Source organism: Fictibacillus halophilus (assembly GCF_016401385.1).
Lineage (GTDB): Bacteria > Bacillota > Bacilli > Bacillales > Fictibacillaceae > Fictibacillus > Fictibacillus halophilus.
The window spans coordinates 1,442,886-1,459,570 of record NZ_JAEACF010000001.1; the positions used below are offsets into that span (position 1 = coordinate 1,442,886).

Below are 16,685 nucleotides of genomic sequence, written 5' to 3' on the forward strand. Positions count from 1 at the left end.
AAATGATGAAGAATTTAATGATTTAATATTTAATTTGAACAAATATTTATCCAGCTTTTATTCTGATAATTGAAGGAGTATATCATGATCTTTGTAAACCTCTTAAAAAAACTTGTTTTGGAATGATGTGTTATAATTAATATATTAAAATAACTTAGGGCCTTAGACTTTTCTTAGTCACCCTCCGTTAAAGGAAGGGAGTGCAAGAAAATGAAAAAGATCAGTGTATTTATGGATGATTATCGTAGTCCGCCTGAAGGATATGTCTTCGTAGAAACGATAGATGAATGTATGAAACTTCTAAGGAACCATGACATTGAGCATTTATCATTAGATCACGATTTATTGAGCAGAACAAGAAATGGTCTCATGCTCGTAAAAATGATGATTAAGGAAAAGTTATTTGCAAATCGAATAACCATTCACTCTGCGAATTCTGTTGGTGGCAAGAACATGTACAATTGCCTTAAACAAGCTCAAAAAGACTTAATCATGCCTCACACTATCATTGTTTCCTTACGCCCACTTCCACTAAAATATATTCCGCCGCGCGTGCTTCAGCATTATAGTGATATCAAATAATAGATCCCAAACCAAAAATAGAATAGGAGGAAGCAGCTTACAGATCACTTGGCAAACTAGCTGTTTCCTCTATATAAACAGACCAGGCGATGATGGTCGTACTATCCCTTACATGATTTCTTTTTATTTCATCCATAAGAAAATGAACGCCTTCATCTAAACTCATATCGCTCAATACTTTTTGAACCTCTGCCGCATCTTCGTATGGAACACCTGGACATTCAGTCAGCCCATCAGTTGTCATGAAAATTTGGTTAAGTCCCTTTCTCATTTCTTTCTTCCCCGTACTATAACAAGGTACCGGAAGTTCAAATGTATTCACTTCACCAACCCATTCGTAAAAACTTCGCTGAACAAGCTGCCTTTCACCTAGTGCTATCAATTCAGGATGAAATAGATGAAGAATACAATCTCCCACGGAGAACCACCATAAATACTTTTCTTTTCGCACAACGATTAAACAAGCTGTTTCACCCGTAGTCTTCCGGCAAGATTCCATAAAATCAGGATCTTGAAAGATATCTAGTATAAGATGATCTAACTTTTTAAGGGCTACACTTGCGGACTCTGCGAGCACACGCTTGATTACGTTCTCATTCTTTAGAAAATGATTCAAAACGAGTTCGACACTTTGTGCTGTCTTATGCCCATCAAGGACCATTGTAAATTCCCAGTTTTCCGCTTCGTTGATCCATACTAAACATCCATCTTCATTTTTATATGAACCCGCTGCAGAATTACCTCCAAATCTACCTACCGAAACGTTATGTACTTGTGTTACATCTAATTGATCTACAAATGTCTTATGACTTCCAACCCAAGTCAAATTAGTATTCATATCTATTCTCCTCCAAATGATTTTTTACACGTTCGCAAACTTTGACAATATCTTCATTCCTTCCAAACGGAGCATCCGCCCAACCATAGACTTCATTCGGTCCCCAATATTCCTCTGGTGTATTTGGATAACGCGGAACGATGTGCATATGCAGGTGGGCAACAGAATTTCCAGATACCAGTGCATAAATGTGTTCTGCATTCTCTGTTTCCTTTATGGCTCTGCTCACTCGAGCCATGATCTGACCGAATGCATTTGCTTCTTGTATGGTCAGGTCACCAAGACTTGCTGCGTGTCGCTTCAGGTCGATCATGATATGCCCTAGGTATGATGGCTGGCCTCCTTTATCAATATGACCCACATAAACAAATTCATCTTCAAATATTTTTACACCTGCTGTTTCAATAGTGCCTTTATGTTTGTCGCAAATAAAACAATCCTCACTCACTTCTGATCTCCCCTTTAATAAACAAAAAGCCCATCATCTCTTAAAGAGACGATAGGCAATTCCTAACGTGGTACCACTCTTCTTTGCTTGCAAAAAATCCATGCAAACCTCAGAACCTGATTACGGTGGTTAACCGTACAGACCTCATTTTAGTCTGTCCACTCCAAGGCAAGTTCAGGATACTTGTTGACTGCATCTCACCCTTCTGCAGCTCTCTAAACAACAATAAGACCCCTACTACTCCTAATCATCACGTTTAACGATGGAAAACTTTTACTAATGATAAGATGATTAGTAATTTCTGTCAAGTTTGTTTTTTCTGATTTTATGTAAGATGTTAGAGATGAATTTCGTTTTTCCTTCTGTGTATTCTGCTCGCGTGCTTTTCGATGTAACTAAACAAGTTTTAAGATGATTATATTCTTCAACAGCTTTTGGATGAGTCCTTAAATAATCTCGAAAATCCAAACGGTTTTTCAATTCCATACTATTTTCATCACAAACGTATAAGTGATGCTTAATACGATTAGAAAGACATGTTGATTTTTCATTTAAATTTTCAAATGCTTCTCTTCCCTTAAAGCTCCATTGTAATTGATGAATATATCCCAAACCGTTTAGTTTAGTAACTACTTCTGGAAGTCGATCATAATTCTCAATGATAATATCTAAATCAACAATTGGCTTTGCAATCATACCTTTTATTGAAGTACATGTTCAATTCCTTTTATTAAATTTCCTAGCTCAGTTTCAAAAACTGTTTTTAATCTAATATACGCTTCTTCCCAACGAGAATTATATTCATGAAGTTCAATCATTAACTGTAACTTTCCTTATGTATTCATGAAAATAATAGGTATAAGGATTTTGTTTGTCCTGAATTCCTTTAACTCTAGAAATCTCTTTCCAATCTCTTTCATTGAATATAGGAAAGTAAGTATCCCCTTCAAAGGCATGGTGTATTTTGGTTAGATACATTTTAGTTACCATAGGCATAAACTGCGAATAGATTTCCTCTCCTCCAAAAATAAAAACTTCTTCATCGTCTTCACAAGCATTTAGCACCTCTTTTATAGAATGGAAAACGATACAGTTTTGGGGTATGAAATCCATTTTCCTCGTAAGCACGATGTTCCTCCTACCAGGCAGTGCTTTCCCAATAGATTCGAAGTTTTTTCTACCTAAAACAATGGTTTTTCCCATTGTAATCTTTTGAACATACTTCCAATCTCTCGGCAACCTCCAAGGTAAATCATTATCTTTGCCTATTACTCTATTTTCCCCCATAGCAGCTATTATTGAAAAGTTCATAACGAATCTTACCTTTCTTTTGTCGTAATCTCTAAACTCAGCATCTTTTCTGTTGGTATTCCTGCCTCTATATAACTTCTAACCATTTTCCAACTTCCATCTTCCCATCTAAAAGTCTTAAAGAACAAGCTAGCCGTTTCAATAGGTTGATCATTAACATTCAGCGATGCCCAAATAATCGCCATCACTTCATCGTCTTTTAAAGAAAAGATTACATCTTCTTTTAGAATCCACTTCGCCCTCTTTTCTCCTAACTCCTTAAATGCATATTTCCATCCTTCAATTGATTCTTCATAGCCAAAATCATAAACCTCTTTGCCTCTAATTTCCCGTGCTGCGTATTTAGGCGAAACAACATTCTCTATACCTTTGATAGAAAAGTTTCTCCAGCTATCTAGATAATTTCTATAAAATTGCTCAAAAGATTCTTTCATCATCACTCCCAATAAATGGATTTTTGTGTATACATTGACCATCGCTCTCACCTATATATTCAAATCCATTTTCAACATAAAACTGATTAAATTTAATATAATTTGCCTCGCAATCTATAATTATTTGCTGATATTCTTGAGATGCTTTTTGAACATATATTGATTTCCCCGAGTGCATTAAAAATCTACCTCCTATTTATACTTAAACTAACTTCTTTATTCTTTATGTGAATCCTTCCAAATTCCCCCATGAATAATGAAAAGCAGCAACTCTAAAGTTGCTGCTCCGTTTTATACCGTTCTATAGCTTACCTGTACCAATCCTGTTTCAAACGATTTACTATCAATTAATTCAAGTTTAATTTCTGTTTCGGTTTCCTGAAACAATGAGATTCCATTACCTAGCATGATAGGAATATAAGATATCACGTATTCATCAATAAGATTATGTGATTTCAGTTCTCTTACAACCTCTGATCCACCATCAATAAAAATGTTTTTTCCCTCTTTGTTCTTTAACTCCTGAATTAGATTACTAACATCCCCACCATAAAAAGTAACATTTTCATCATTGCCCGTTTTGGTTCTTGAGATAACATAGCATTCTTTATTCTTATGAGGAAATTCAATTCCAAATGATAACACCTTGTCATACGTTTTTCTTCCCATGATCACCGTATCTACGGTCTCAATGAACGATTCATATCCGTAATCTTCACCAGGACGTTCAACAACAGATAACCAATCAATAGCACCATTTTCTTTTGCAATAAATCCATCAACACTTGATGCAATATACAAAATTACTTTTCGTTCCAATTCCACGCAATGATCATCTCCTTTTTACATCCATTATTTATTTGTACTCTGGTTCTCTATTACTCCTCCCAATTCATTACCTAACTCAACAAGTGATTGGTTGATGCGCCATACATAATAGAGGTGATGAATCAGATCACGCTGAGATTGCTTACGGCTTGGCGCAAGACGTTCAAACTTCTCTCGTTCTTCTTCTAATGAATAAAGAACATACTCCCCTTCATTTTCTGTTACAAGCGCAGATAATGAATCAATGTTGTTCTTTATTTTTGTCTCGATCTGAATAAATCCTTCAAGAAGTTCCTCCGGATAATCAAATCCCTTTCTGTAAGCAGAAGCGACCAGATGTTTTGCGTAATAGTTAATCGCAGCTAACCTTGTCATCCAACTGACCATATCAGCATAGATCGGTGATCCTGGTCGTTGAAGAAACGATTGCGCTTCATCTCTGATCGCCTGAAGTTTTAGATCCAGCTTAAACGCACTTTCTGAAAGATTCTTTACGTTAACATCTTCCCTAAATCCTCTGACGTATTCCGTGACAAAGGGAGCAAGTTCTTCTAAGAATTCTTTGATTGATTCCGCTACCTTTACTTTCGTTTTCTTCGGGAAGATTAAATAAGAAACAGCTAAAGCTATCGATGCACCTGCAATCGTATCTAGCACTCTGGCTCCAATTAACGAAAACGTAATTCCTCCTAATAAAAGGTCATACATAAACGCAATTAGCATGGTGATAAACACACTCATTAACGTGTAGGAAACAGTCATTAAATAAAAGGCTAGAAAAACAACAACAAAGAGAAAGGTGACTTCTAAAACGGTATGTCCGGAAAGAAGTTTAGCAAGGACAAAACCGATAACAGCTCCTATGATTGTACCTAAAGAACGCTGATATCCTTTCGTATAAATCCGTCCGATGGACTCAGTTCCAAGTAGAACGACAAACGCTGTAAGAAGAACCCAATATGGCTGTGCTGGTGAGATTATTAAGCCAACTATTATTGATAAAATTCCTGCTACAAGTGCTTGATATGCTTTTTTAGTTGAGGGCTTTAACGATTTGTCTTCCTCTTTCGTAGCTTCTTCGCTAACTCTTTCAACTTTCTCTTCTACTTTTTTATCTACAGACTGAGAATAGAGAGATTGCTGTATCGTAACAGCACCTTCTATCACGTGATTAGCGATTGATTCAATTCGGCGGATAAGGTAGATCCACCCTTGAGGAGGCGCTTCTCGTTCAAGTAGTTTCATGATTAACATTCGAAGCTGCTGAACCGATTTTTCAGCGGGGAGAATATTTTGTTCTTTCACATGTGGAGCGAGTACTTCGGCATCACGAACAGCAACTGTCACAGCAATTAGCAATTGCTTAATCTCATCAACTTGAAGAGCATCTGCCTTTTTCAATCCTCGTACTGAATCAACTAACGTTTCAATCAACATACCCGTATCAAACACGTAAAGCCGAAGTTGACTTGGTAATAAACCTGGCCAGATTTTTTTTACATCATTCTCGGTGATATAACCAGAAACAATAAGAGCATAATCTCTTAACTTGGAAACATTCTTCTCTAATTCTTCCTTACGTTTAAAGCTTGATTCTTTATCTTGCATTGCTTCAATCAAGAGGTTAAGAGTCAGATTACTCTGTATGTGAAACGAATGAATACTTCTTTTTAAATTTCTTGCCGTATCTTGAAACAAGAAAAAATTCAGGATAAAGGCATATGCTATACCTAGCCATATTCCAACGTAAAACCATGGTAGCTGCTCACTAGATAACTTTAAAACAGAAGAAAAATAAACCGTCATAAAGAAGATCATGAACAAGGAAAAATAGCGTGTACCAAATCTTGAGAAATAAAAACTGCTAAACACACTTAAAACTAAAACTACATCTATGTAATAGGCATTGTTCGCTACTAGGGAACCGACCGTGATGCCCAACATAGCAGAAACTCCGAGCCATAACGTGGTTACTCTCATCTCTTGTTTTGTATCATCCATTACGACCATGATACCCATCAACCCAAGCATACCTGAAACAATAGCTGGTGTGATGCCTCCAGAGTGACCGGTGTATCGCATGATAAGTAGGGTAGTGAATACAGCAAGAATTAAACTAGCAGTCGCTCTTCCGGCTTTTTGCAGCCGTACATATCCAGGATCAGCTGCTACCATTTTCGCTAACCACTGATGCTTGTTATATAATCGTTGCACGGTTTCCCCCCTTTTCTAAACTATAATTGAAAATGATATCATGCGTGATGTTTTCTAACCAAATGAACTGCTTTGCTATTGTGAATCATCGACCTATTATAGTATTCCCTTATTTATCACTTTTTTTAACTCACTATCCCTACTTTTTCGGAAGAAACTCCTTAAAGTGTTTTCTGACTGAGCAAAAGGTGTTAACCGACTATTCGTTCCCTGCATACATTTATATAACTACAAATATGTCTTTGCCGGGAGTGGAAATAATGGGATCAACAGAGTTAACAGGAAGAATAATCTTTAAAGGTGACCCTGGATATAATGAAGCCGTTAGAAACTGGAACCCTTATGTCAACACATATCCTCTTGTATTCGTTTTTGCTCAAAATGCATGTGACGTTAGTAATGCGATTAAATGGGCTCGTGAGAACGATGTGCCTCTTAGAGTCAGAAGTGGCCGCCATGCTCTAGACAAAGAGTTCAATGTGGTAAAGGGTGGAATCGTTATCGACACAGGTGATATGAATAAAGTACATCTAGACAAGAAAAAAGGAATTGCTACTGTTCAACCTGGAATTCGTGTTGGTCCTCTTGTAAAAGGTCTAGCTCGAGAAGGCTTTTTGGCTGTCTTTGGCGATAGTCCGACCGTTGGAATCGGAGGCATCACAACGGGTGGGGGATTCGGGTTACTCTCACGTACAATTGGTGTCATATCAGATAACCTTCTTGCACTAGAGACCGTAGATGCAAAAGGACGGATTCTTAAAGCGAGCCCAACTTGCAACGAAGACTTGTTTTGGGCCTCTAGAGGAGGCGGTGGTGGTACATTTGGTTACAATACGGAATATACGTTTAAAGTTCATCGTGCACCTGAAACCGCAACGGTCTTTAACATTATATGGCCATGGGAACAGCTCGAAACAGTATTTGAAGCATGGCAAAATTTGATGCCGTTTGTAGATTCACGATTGGGCAGTTATATAGAGATCTTCAGCAAAGTGAATGGACTATGTCAAGTAACTGGCCTTTTCTTAGGTTCAAGACCTGAATTGATTCAAATATTACAACCTTTACTTAATGCTGGGACACCTTCCGAAGTAGTCATAGAAACGCTATTCTACCCAGACTGTATTGATTTCCTTGATCCACCTGAACCACCTTATGCTGATCAAAACTTTAAATTCTCATCCTCTTGGGCGACTAGTCTTTGGCCAAAGGAACCGATTAAGGTTATGAAACAGTTTTTAGAAGAAGCACCTGGAACAGAGACCAATTTTTATTTTACCAATTGGGGCGGTGCGATTAGCAGTGTACCAAAAGATAAGACGGCTTTCTATTGGCGTGATCCGCTGTTTTACACCGAATGGAACGCTACCTGGGTTAATAAATCTGAAGAAGCGAGTAGTCTTGCATCAGTAGAGTCTGTGCGTCAGCAGTTAAAACCTTATACAGTTGGTTCTTATGTAAACGTTCCAGATGAAAACATTCAAAACTTCGGAACCGCTTACTGGGCAACAAACTTTGCTAGACTGCAGAGAGTAAAAACAAAATATGATCCTGAGAATGTATTTAATCATCCTCAGAGTGTCCCACCACTGTATTAAAAATAAAAAGTTACAATAGTTATCCGATATTTTGAATATCGGGTAACTATTGTTATTTACATAAGCTGTTATAGTGAGTTTTGAAGTACTTGATTTCCGTCCAAGGCTCCCTTTCCGCGGGGCAGACGGTGAATTACATTCGTACGTTTCACGTTTAAGTGTATCCCCTCCCTCCTGTCCTAGCCGAGTGTCTCCCACGTTCTACTCCAAACAACTTTTAAAGGAGACAAGGATTTGTGAAAACAACTATTAGAAAAGGACGTGTACATAAAAAAACATAACTACACTTTACAAATAATGTTAATATTAACAAACATATATAATGTGAGGTGTCCTATGTATTCTCCAAAAGATCGAGATTCTTTTTTTCTGCGTACAGTCGATGCGTTAAATGTATTACCCATGGTTGAAGGCGTTGTTCAATTAGGCTCTGGTGTAACAGGTTATAAAGACGAATATTCGGATATTGATTTGATGGTAGCTACTTCAACAGAGAATGATGTCGTGGGAGCGAAAGATAATATTCAACAGTTTTTCAGCGAATTGAATCCCGTCATTATAAAAGAAAAGCAGTTCTCAAAGAATATCTATCTATTCATTGTCATCCTAGAAAACTCGTTGGAATTCAATGTTTCTATTCTGCCAAGGAGTTCATTGAGTGTAAGATCTCCGTTGTGGAAAGTAGTTTTGGACAAAACAGGATTAGTTTCAAAGAAGATGGAAAAAGAAAATCTTGCTTTTTCTAACAAACTTGTAAAGTATGCCACTTTCGAAGATCCTGCTTTTGAGTTTGTTTATTGTTACATAAGATTAGACAAAGAGTTGAAACGCAATAATCTTGTATATGCATTAAAGATGCTAGAATCGATGAGAGATTACACGTTAATCGTACAGGCAATGAACGAGAATAAAAAACTTCATCAGTTTAAAGCTTACGACTCGTTAGATAATGACTTTTTAAAGATTTTTCTTTCCACCTATCCCAAAGATATAACGGGTATTTGTTTGGCTGAATCTGCTTCTATATTAAAAGAACTATTTTTAGATACCGTAAACCAAAGTTCTATCTACACGATGGATGATCTTTTAAAAAATCTGTTGAGTGATAAGAAAATTGTATAAGAAATAAGCATATTTCTATTGCGAAAAAAGACAAAAGCACTGTATGCACAGTGCTTTTGTCAATTACCCGATAACCTCTTTATCAGTACAGTCTGTTTTTGTAGCCTTCTAAAAGGTCACTTGCTATTCTTTCTTGGGTCATATCTGGCAGATTAACGTGAGCTGCTAAGATTTTCGCAGCATTAGGCAGGGATTCTTTCTCTACCCAAGTTTCTGGTTCCCAAAGTCCAGATCGCTTAAACGCTTTACCACAGTGCATATAGCATTGTTCTACCTTTACAAGGATTCCAAGGAGTGGAGCTTTGCCACCTACAGCCATTTTTTCAAGTATTTCTTCATCTTTAATAATGGCAGCCTCTCCGTTGATACGTAGCGTTTCACCCATACCTGGGATTAAAAAAAGCAATCCTACTTTTGGGTTGTAGAGAATATTAAACATTGAATCTACTCTTTTATTACCCGGTCGGTCGGGAATAACGAGATGGTGATCATCTACAATAAATACAAAGCCAGGCCCATCTCCTCTTGGAGAACTATCGCAGTTCCCTTCATGATCTGACGTAGCTAAAATTACAAATGGTGAATGGGCTATAAAGTCTTTGCAATGTTCATCTATTCGAGAGATGACTTTATTCTGCCCCCTAAGGCTTGGGGTTCCGAGCATAAGCCTTAGTTCTTCTTGACTTCTCACATAATTCGTTACTTTCACGACTGTTTCATCCCCCTATTTCCTGAGAGCATCCGCTGCTAGATGGACATCTGCCTTTTTGACATAAATATCGTATTGCGTGTTGTCAACAACGGGTCTTTCTCTATCACCAAATGCTTGCCCCGGAATTCTTACTTTATATGTCACACCATCTGCTTTAAGTTTGGAAATGATTTTAAAATAGTTTTCTTGACCAAATGCAGTATAGATAAGATTCATATTGCGGTATCGATACTTATGAATCAACGAGCCTATAATGATTCCGCCAAGCACGATTAAAACAAAAAGCCATCCAAATACCGGCATGTTTCACAACACCTCTTTTGTAATTTTATTCGAATAACAGATCAAGTACTGAATTTTTCCTTCAAGAATATTCGAATCATCACCAATCATATGATGATGGAAAAATTTAGTCAATAAATGAAATTACCCCCATAAATAAACGATTCTCTCTTAATAGTGTATAGAGTACATAAAAAGAAATGACACACGTACGAACACTGTAAGGAGGCAAAACATGGAGCCGTATGTAAAGGATGCTCTGCTTGAATGGAAAGATGAGATTGAGCAACAGAAGAAAGAAATAGACGAAGAGTACGAGAAAGTGAAAACAGAACTTCAACTCGAAACAAGTCATCCAATCCACCATCAATGAAGAAATGATCAAGAACATCAAGAAAACATATCAGCAGCCTTTTGAGGAAAAATACAATGAGTTGAAGCAACAGCTAAAAAAGCTAGAAGAAAAACGTAGCGTCTTCAACATGTTTGTAGAAAAGATCGAAATTGCTTCTGTAAAAGAATCGAATACTTAAACATTGAAGCTTGGAGTAGATTCCAAGCTTCATTTGTATTCTTCTGGATTTTAAGTATGAATAGAACACTCGCTATTTTGTTGTTACCTATTACTTCACGACTTGAGCAACAATGTCTTTTTTTAATGCTTTTTCGGTTACCTTCTCTCTCAAAAAGAGTCCAGAATACATGAAGAATGCGCCGATCATGATAATTACTCCCATATATACACTCATCATCACAGGTACTAAAAAAGCACCTAGGATAATCGTCGAACGAGCTAACATATCTGCTCCACTGAAGGAAACATTTGCAAAAGCAGAGTACGATCCTCTCTTATCACTAGGAATCATGTTTGCCTTCTCCGCTTCTTTAATCGGAGAATAGATCAACTCACCCATCGTAGCGATCACGTTAAATAACAGTAGAACATACCAAGCGTTTGCTGAAGTGACGGTCACATAACCAATTCCGTATAACAATAAACCAATCAACAAGGCATTCTTCTTAGAAAAACGATCCATAACTCGATTGATTAAAAACGTGAAGCATACGACCATCAACATGTTTTGGATGTTTAGCATACTGAGCATGCGGACTCCAGTGATCTCAAAATTACCTATATGAAAAGTGTCAAATGTTTCAGCCAATCGGATACCAATATAACTGTTCAGAGTAAATTCTGCTGAAAAAATAAATGTTCCACCAATAACCACTTTTACAAATGCGGAATCTTGTAAAGCCACTCTGTAGTTTTGAAACAAGTCCAGAAACACATTTTCGTGTGTTTTTTTCAAAAAACCAGTGAATTCATCACGTAACCAAATACCATAAGCAATGGGGATGCTGATTGACGTAACGGTTAACAATACGAAAAGTTCAATCTGGTGACTCACATAAAGCAATCCACCTAAAGCTGCTCCAATTGCCATCGATAAGTTAATCATCCAATAATCAAGCGTATATACTTCTTTCCTGTTTTCAGGTGTCGTCGAATCCATGATGATTGCATGCATAGCAGGTCTGCCTAGACTGCTCGTAATGATGAATCCAATATAAGCGATCGCAAAGAGCATGATCCAATTTTTTTCTGGAAGTAAGCTAACGGTCATGAGTAAAAACATGACTGCGTTTAACCAAGAAGTCGTCATCAACACTTTCTTTCTTGGAAAACGATCGGATATGTAGCCACCGATTAAATTTACAATAAATCCAATGACAACCGTCAAAATTAAAAATGTTCCTGCCCAAACCTTACCCTTCTCAGTTGCAAAGAATAAAGCCATAAATGGCATAACGGCCGATGAAACGGCTCGATTAAAGAACGATGTGATTAACCGTACTTTAATATTTTGGGGGTATTCTCTCCATCCCATGTTGTCCCCTCCTTCTCTGTATTGTAATATTAAACTAGACTACAAATGATAAAAATGGACAATTAACTAAAACATGTCTACTTTTATATTGGAGGAGAACATGGATAACAAACTTCTCATTCTATGGAGATACTTTTCATCAGGTCATATTCGAACAGAAGAGATAGCTGAAGCCCTTCAGATCAGCCAGAAACAAACTACGCGATACTTAAAAAAATGGAACGATGAAGGCTGGTTAACCTTTACTCCGGGTCGGGGAAGAGGAAATGTCTCACGTCTTCAATGGTTGAAAAATATTGAAGAAAACTTTGAGGATGAAGTTCTGCTCAAATTGGACCGTGAACCGGTTGAGATTAGCAGTAAATATTTAATGTATGATTGGTCAACAGATACGAAGTTGAGATTGATGAACAAATTTCATACGCAATTTGGTTTTGTACAGAAAGCGAAAGACAAACTCGTCGTTCCAAAACGCTATCCGTTTAGGACCCTCCACCCATTAGATGCCGCAGATGCTCATAGCGCAAATATGGTATCAAATGTATTCAACCGACTCGTTTCGTTAACCGATCAAGGAGAAATCCTGCCTGAACTTGCTCACAGCTGGGATGTTTCACCTACAAAGCTACGACTTTATTTAAGAAAAGACGTTTGCTTTCACGACGGATCTGTTTTGACGGCAACAGATGTAATCAATTGTTTAGAAAAACTGCGATTTCATGAACAAAATAAAGATTTATGGACACCAATTGATGAGATTGTTTCTAAAGCTCCACTCGTGGTTGATATTTTGTATAGTAGAGGATGCAGCTATATTCTTCCCTTGTTGAGCATGATGACATCGAGTATTTACAAAGAAAGCAAAGGAAGAATATATGGGACTGGTGGATTCTTGGTCGAAGAAGACACGGATCAAAAAACTACGCTCACCGCTTTTAAGGAACATTTCCAAGAGCGGCCATTACTTGATGCTGTTGAATTCGTTAAAGTTCCAAAAGACTTTCCGATCATTTACCACTCATCGTTAGAGGCTAATCATCATGAAACCTTTCAAGTAGAGAGCGATTCGGGCTTTGGAGTACTTATCATGAATGCATACCGTAAAGGATCACAGATTGCTAACGTTGAAGTACGGCAATATATCCATCAAATTCTAGCGATGAATCGTCATAGAATACCAGAATATGAGTCAAGAGCCATACCGAACGACAACAGCTGCATGATTGGAAATCGCCTACCCTATTCGATACCTTCAGCAATCCGGCCAGAATTTAAAGAGCCTCTTATCATAAGGGTAGCTGAGCATACAGAAGAAGCTTCAAGATGGCTTCTTGACACGTTTGCTCAATATGACATTCCTGTTAAAGTCATAAAAGTATCTTTTGAAGACGCAATCTTTAATAAACAACTTACTGATGAAACAGACATGTTCATACATGGTGAAATTTTTGAGTTGAACCAAAACTTATCTTTCTATTTTTTCTTAACAAACGGTTTTGCTCCACTGCCTCTCATTTTAGGAAAAAACAAGAGATGGCAAAAACGTATTTCTCAATATGTTCATACACCATTTGAAGATTGGACCGATTTAAATGTTGCAGTCGAAAAGGAACTTATTGATGAAGCCATTATGATTCCACTGTATTATCAAAAAAGATACATTCCTTTTTCAACTGAATTGATGAACGTCAATATCAAGCATTTCGGATATGTCGACTTTTCTAAACTTTGGTTACGTCCTACGCTTGATCAGTAAAAGAAAAAAAGGATCTGACATTTCAGATCCTTTCCCTCACTGAAGCTTATGGTTTTGCATTAATCGTCCATGACAACCCGAACATCAAGCCAATAAAGATAGGAATAAAAAGATTGATTCCTATTCCCCACCAAGCGAACTGTTTGGAACGATTCTTTGTAATCAACCCGACAACTCCTAAGAAAACTCCAAGAAAAGGTAAGGGAAATAGAAATAATTCAGGAATATCCATCGTTTCTATTAATAACCCCATGTTTAATACAGCTAGAGCGAGTAATCCAATTATAAAGGAAATAAATCCAGTCATCATCTGAAGCTTTCTTTTCCTTTTCTTTTTTATTTCCAATTCCATAACTTGACCTCCCCTACTTTTACCGCACGAATATTTTTCACTTGTTCTAATTTCCTTAACTCTGGAACAGGTCCTGTTACAACCGCTCCATAAACCTGTATGCCTTTGTCTTCCACGTATTTTCGGCGTTCTTTTATCTCAAGTGATTTTATTTTAGATACCATTTCTGCTGTTTGTTCATTTTTCTCTAATAACTTTAATATATTGAGAAATACTTCCTCATTCGTTTGTTCTCTTCCGTTAAAGGGCGACCAAGTAGTTGTATCAACTTGTGCAGGGTACCCTATTGGAGTGATAGGAACACCTTCTTTGTCCAGTTGCTTCGCTTCTAACCCTGTATCAACTGCTAACCAGCGAATATCCATTTCTTTCGGTAACATCTTTTCAATTTCATCAGGTTTCAATAATTGTGAAAATGAAACATATGCCTCTGCAACCGTTCCGTCTGGAAGATTATTCAGCACATCTTCTGCTTCAGTTGTATTAAATGGAACCATTGCATCGGGGTGATACATTTTCTGTCCATCCTTCACCACATCAATTCCATAACCCATCGGAGGAAGTTGTTCTAAAAATGATATTTTTTCAGGGAATTTCGGCTCATCTAATCCGAAATATACATTTACCTTCTCAGCAAGATAATCTTCACTTCCAATACGCTTAAACGTATCGAAGGTAACATTCATGGAAAACAAGCCGATCTCGCTCTCAATCTCCATCTCTTCTAGACTAATATTAGGTTCGGTCACATAAATTGTCTTTCCTACTACATCAATCATCTTGTTTGCTTTACCACCAATGCCATAATACATATAAGTGATCAAAGTCATGAGGGGTAGAATAAGAAGCAAGATCGCTAAACTTATCATAACAGTTGTATTTCGAGCTGTATTTGAACCTACTCGAATGATTTCTCTTTGCTCTTCTTCAGAAAGAGTTGGTGAATGATGAATGTCGCTTTTCGTTTTCATCATGTAAGCTTTATATAGATTTTGGTCTTTATTTTGATCCTGTTTATGCTCGTCGCTCATCTAGGTTCATCCTTTCCTTAACTCGTTCCACTAGCTTCTTCCTACCTCTTGAAATATGACTTTTTAATGTGTTCATTTTAATATTCAAGATCTCAGCAACTTCTTGATAACTAAGTTCATTCAAATCGCACAACAGAACAGCCTGTTTTTCGATTTCTTTTAAACACTTTAAATCCTCAATTAATAATAAAAATGATTCCTTTTCTAACATCTTACTTTCCGGTGTATTTTCTCTCATATCTACAATTTCTTTAATCTCATCAGTTACTATAGTTTTTTTATTCTTTCTTTGATGATCTATAAATGCATGGTACGCAACTTTAAACAGCCATGCTTTAATATTGTTAATCTCATAGTCTGCTAAAGTTAAATAGGCTCGGTAAAATGCTTCTTGCATCAAATCCTCCGCAACATGGTGATTCTTCGAAAGAGAATACAAATAGCGGTACAGATCATTCATATAATGTTTATATACATCCTCTAGTTGCACAACCGCTCCCCCTTTCATATCAACCACGTTTTAAACATAAGAAAAGTTGCAATTTTTTACAATTATATTTCAATAAAAAATACTCAGATTGATTTCTGAGCATTCTCTGGTTCCATCTGTTCAATTATTTGTGCACATTCTTTCCTTGTGTCCGGATGCAGAATGACTCGATCAGTCAGAAGATTGGCGATCAAAAGATCTGATATAGTCGGTCCTGATCGTTTCCTTCCCCATCTTCTTGAGAAAGATTTGTAATCACAGATCATTTCAAGTACATACTTTCGGGGAATCGACACCGCTTCTCTTTTAAGCTGATCGACTACCCAATAATTCCAATGATGTTTATTGTGATGTTGATGATGAAGCCAAGCATATTGCCATTCCACTTCACTCGGTTTCTCATCTGAATAAAATTTCTTAGCATATGTAAAAAACTCAGCTGGATGAAATTTAGATAAATCATGTGTAAACGCTTGAACATAAAGTCCTAACTTCCAGCATTCTATAAAGACATTTAATTTATGTTCAAAGATATATAGTAGATATTTTCCGTATGCTTGCATGAATTTTCACCCACTAATTAAAAATTTACTCCCATAAAACAGAATCACTGTAAAAATGATTACTTCAATCATTAATAGTCCAGTTCGTTTCAATGGTGTTCCTTTGTACTTTATTCGTTCAAACAGATATTGTATGAAAACAATAGCAAGTGCAGTGAAAAAACTGTCTAAAAGCGTCACATTCTTCCTCTATTTATCAATGAAGTTCACCAGGAATACAAATACAAAGATTGTA

Annotated in this window: 20 protein-coding genes and 1 other annotated feature; of the genes, 6 read left to right on the plus strand and 14 right to left on the minus strand. The window is 36.9% G+C overall.

Annotated elements, in window-relative coordinates; genetic code table 11:
- Positions 1–210 precede the first annotated feature (210 nt).
- The gene (locus I5J82_RS07440; RefSeq protein WP_198767310.1) at positions 211–582 is read left to right on the plus strand and encodes a cyclic-phosphate processing receiver domain-containing protein; all 372 of its coding nucleotides are present in this window, start codon (positions 211–213) and stop codon (positions 580–582) included.
- Positions 583–619: 37 nt separating this feature from the next.
- Here I5J82_RS07440 and I5J82_RS07445 read toward each other — a convergent pair whose 3' ends face one another.
- The 7 genes from I5J82_RS07445 to I5J82_RS07475 form a co-directional block, all read right to left on the minus strand.
- A complete protein-coding gene (locus I5J82_RS07445) occupies positions 620–1,420 on the minus strand; it encodes a PP2C family serine/threonine-protein phosphatase (RefSeq protein ID WP_198767311.1) in 801 nt (266 codons plus the stop codon).
- A complete protein-coding gene (locus I5J82_RS07450) occupies positions 1,410–1,868 on the minus strand; it encodes an HIT family protein (RefSeq protein WP_198767312.1) in 459 nt (152 codons plus the stop codon). Before I5J82_RS07450 ends, I5J82_RS07445 begins: the two co-directional genes overlap by 11 nt.
- Before the next feature lie 41 nt (positions 1,869–1,909).
- Positions 1,910–2,128 (minus strand) — a binding site (T-box leader).
- Between the two features lie 31 nt (positions 2,129–2,159).
- Complete coding sequence (locus tag I5J82_RS07455; protein ID WP_408610389.1) at positions 2,160–2,564, minus strand: GrpB family protein; 405 nt, start codon at positions 2,562–2,564, stop codon at positions 2,160–2,162.
- Between the two features lie 114 nt (positions 2,565–2,678).
- On the minus strand, positions 2,679–3,179 hold the full coding sequence (locus I5J82_RS07460; protein ID WP_198767313.1) for a dihydrofolate reductase: 501 nt from the start codon (positions 3,177–3,179) through the stop codon (positions 2,679–2,681).
- Positions 3,180–3,187: 8 nt separating this feature from the next.
- Positions 3,188–3,613 (minus strand): flavoprotein, encoded by a 426-nt coding sequence (locus tag I5J82_RS07465; RefSeq protein WP_198767314.1) that lies wholly within the window; start codon positions 3,611–3,613, stop codon positions 3,188–3,190.
- Between the two features lie 291 nt (positions 3,614–3,904).
- The gene (locus I5J82_RS07470) at positions 3,905–4,438 is read right to left on the minus strand and encodes a dihydrofolate reductase family protein (RefSeq protein WP_198767315.1); all 534 of its coding nucleotides are present in this window, start codon (positions 4,436–4,438) and stop codon (positions 3,905–3,907) included.
- A 27-nt stretch (positions 4,439–4,465) separates the two neighbouring features.
- Positions 4,466–6,655, minus strand: a complete 2,190-nt coding sequence (locus I5J82_RS07475) for an FUSC family protein (RefSeq protein ID WP_332873639.1) — start codon at positions 6,653–6,655, stop codon at positions 4,466–4,468.
- Between the two features lie 260 nt (positions 6,656–6,915).
- Between I5J82_RS07475 and I5J82_RS07480 the strand changes: the two genes are divergently transcribed.
- Both I5J82_RS07480 and I5J82_RS07485 read left to right on the plus strand, forming a co-directional pair.
- The gene (locus I5J82_RS07480) at positions 6,916–8,253 is read left to right on the plus strand and encodes an FAD-binding oxidoreductase (protein ID WP_198767316.1); all 1,338 of its coding nucleotides are present in this window, start codon (positions 6,916–6,918) and stop codon (positions 8,251–8,253) included.
- A gap of 336 nt (positions 8,254–8,589) precedes the next feature.
- Entirely contained in the window at positions 8,590–9,375 is a 786-nt protein-coding gene (locus tag I5J82_RS07485; RefSeq protein WP_198767317.1) for an aminoglycoside 6-adenylyltransferase, read from the plus strand.
- 82 nt (positions 9,376–9,457) lie between these two features.
- On the opposite strand, the gene I5J82_RS07490 is transcribed toward I5J82_RS07485, so the two are convergent.
- Together I5J82_RS07490 and I5J82_RS07495 are read right to left on the minus strand one after the other, a co-directional pair.
- The gene (locus tag I5J82_RS07490) at positions 9,458–10,084 is read right to left on the minus strand and encodes a pyridoxamine 5'-phosphate oxidase family protein (RefSeq protein WP_332873640.1); all 627 of its coding nucleotides are present in this window, start codon (positions 10,082–10,084) and stop codon (positions 9,458–9,460) included.
- Between the two features lie 15 nt (positions 10,085–10,099).
- Positions 10,100–10,390, minus strand: a complete 291-nt coding sequence (locus I5J82_RS07495) for a hypothetical protein (RefSeq protein ID WP_233096427.1) — start codon at positions 10,388–10,390, stop codon at positions 10,100–10,102.
- Between the two features lie 214 nt (positions 10,391–10,604).
- Here I5J82_RS07495 and I5J82_RS20610 point away from each other — a divergent pair, with 214 nt between their 5' ends.
- Positions 10,605–10,742: a hypothetical protein gene (locus tag I5J82_RS20610; RefSeq protein WP_332873641.1), complete on the plus strand. Its 138-nt coding sequence runs from the start codon at positions 10,605–10,607 to the stop codon at positions 10,740–10,742.
- Between the two features lie 4 nt (positions 10,743–10,746).
- Entirely contained in the window at positions 10,747–10,902 is a 156-nt protein-coding gene (locus I5J82_RS20615; RefSeq protein ID WP_332873642.1) for a hypothetical protein, read from the plus strand.
- Between the two features lie 90 nt (positions 10,903–10,992).
- On the opposite strand, the gene I5J82_RS07505 is transcribed toward I5J82_RS20615, so the two are convergent.
- Positions 10,993–12,258, minus strand: a complete 1,266-nt coding sequence (locus I5J82_RS07505; RefSeq protein ID WP_198767318.1) for an MDR family MFS transporter — start codon at positions 12,256–12,258, stop codon at positions 10,993–10,995.
- 100 nt (positions 12,259–12,358) lie between these two features.
- On the opposite strand from I5J82_RS07505, the gene I5J82_RS07510 reads away from it, so the two are divergent.
- The gene (locus tag I5J82_RS07510) at positions 12,359–14,014 is read left to right on the plus strand and encodes an ABC transporter substrate-binding protein (RefSeq protein WP_198767319.1); all 1,656 of its coding nucleotides are present in this window, start codon (positions 12,359–12,361) and stop codon (positions 14,012–14,014) included.
- Positions 14,015–14,060: 46 nt separating this feature from the next.
- Here the strand turns inward: I5J82_RS07510 and I5J82_RS07515 are convergent, their stop codons facing one another.
- The 4 genes from I5J82_RS07515 to I5J82_RS07530 all read right to left on the minus strand — a co-directional run bounded on the left by I5J82_RS07515 (position 14,061) and on the right by I5J82_RS07530 (position 16,450).
- A complete protein-coding gene (locus I5J82_RS07515) occupies positions 14,061–14,366 on the minus strand; it encodes a hypothetical protein (protein WP_198767320.1) in 306 nt (101 codons plus the stop codon).
- Positions 14,351–15,397 carry an anti-sigma factor gene (locus I5J82_RS07520; protein WP_198767321.1) on the minus strand — a complete coding sequence of 349 codons (1,047 nt, stop codon included), beginning with the start codon at positions 15,395–15,397 and terminating at the stop codon, positions 14,351–14,353. Before I5J82_RS07520 ends, I5J82_RS07515 begins: the two co-directional genes overlap by 16 nt.
- The gene (locus I5J82_RS07525) at positions 15,381–15,887 is read right to left on the minus strand and encodes a sigma-70 family RNA polymerase sigma factor (RefSeq protein ID WP_198767322.1); all 507 of its coding nucleotides are present in this window, start codon (positions 15,885–15,887) and stop codon (positions 15,381–15,383) included. Before I5J82_RS07525 ends, I5J82_RS07520 begins: the two co-directional genes overlap by 17 nt.
- A gap of 83 nt (positions 15,888–15,970) precedes the next feature.
- Positions 15,971–16,450, minus strand: a complete 480-nt coding sequence (locus tag I5J82_RS07530; protein WP_198767323.1) for a DUF5662 family protein — start codon at positions 16,448–16,450, stop codon at positions 15,971–15,973.
- Positions 16,451–16,685: the final 235 nt, after the last annotated feature.

Excerpts from the sequence above, each read along its gene's own strand:
- I5J82_RS07440 (WP_198767310.1), top strand. The coding sequence starts at position 211 with ATGAAAAAGATCAGTGTATTTATGGATGATTATCGTAGTCCGCCTGAA.
- I5J82_RS07445 (WP_198767311.1), bottom strand. The coding sequence starts at position 1,420 with ATGAATACTAATTTGACTTGGGTTGGAAGTCATAAGACATTTGTAGAT.
- I5J82_RS07455 (WP_408610389.1), bottom strand. The coding sequence starts at position 2,564 with ATGATTGCAAAGCCAATTGTTGATTTAGATATTATCATTGAGAATTAT.
- I5J82_RS07460 (WP_198767313.1), bottom strand. The coding sequence starts at position 3,179 with ATGAACTTTTCAATAATAGCTGCTATGGGGGAAAATAGAGTAATAGGC.
- I5J82_RS07465 (WP_198767314.1), bottom strand. The coding sequence starts at position 3,613 with ATGAAAGAATCTTTTGAGCAATTTTATAGAAATTATCTAGATAGCTGG.
- I5J82_RS07480 (WP_198767316.1), top strand. The coding sequence starts at position 6,916 with ATGGGATCAACAGAGTTAACAGGAAGAATAATCTTTAAAGGTGACCCT.
- I5J82_RS07485 (WP_198767317.1), top strand. The coding sequence starts at position 8,590 with ATGTATTCTCCAAAAGATCGAGATTCTTTTTTTCTGCGTACAGTCGAT.
- I5J82_RS07495 (WP_233096427.1), bottom strand. The coding sequence starts at position 10,390 with ATGCCGGTATTTGGATGGCTTTTTGTTTTAATCGTGCTTGGCGGAATC.
- I5J82_RS20610 (WP_332873641.1), top strand. The coding sequence starts at position 10,605 with ATGGAGCCGTATGTAAAGGATGCTCTGCTTGAATGGAAAGATGAGATT.
- I5J82_RS20615 (WP_332873642.1), top strand. The coding sequence starts at position 10,747 with ATGATCAAGAACATCAAGAAAACATATCAGCAGCCTTTTGAGGAAAAA.
- I5J82_RS07505 (WP_198767318.1), bottom strand. The coding sequence starts at position 12,258 with ATGGGATGGAGAGAATACCCCCAAAATATTAAAGTACGGTTAATCACA.
- I5J82_RS07510 (WP_198767319.1), top strand. The coding sequence starts at position 12,359 with ATGGATAACAAACTTCTCATTCTATGGAGATACTTTTCATCAGGTCAT.
- I5J82_RS07515 (WP_198767320.1), bottom strand. The coding sequence starts at position 14,366 with ATGGAATTGGAAATAAAAAAGAAAAGGAAAAGAAAGCTTCAGATGATG.
- I5J82_RS07520 (WP_198767321.1), bottom strand. The coding sequence starts at position 15,397 with ATGAGCGACGAGCATAAACAGGATCAAAATAAAGACCAAAATCTATAT.
- I5J82_RS07530 (WP_198767323.1), bottom strand. The coding sequence starts at position 16,450 with ATGCAAGCATACGGAAAATATCTACTATATATCTTTGAACATAAATTA.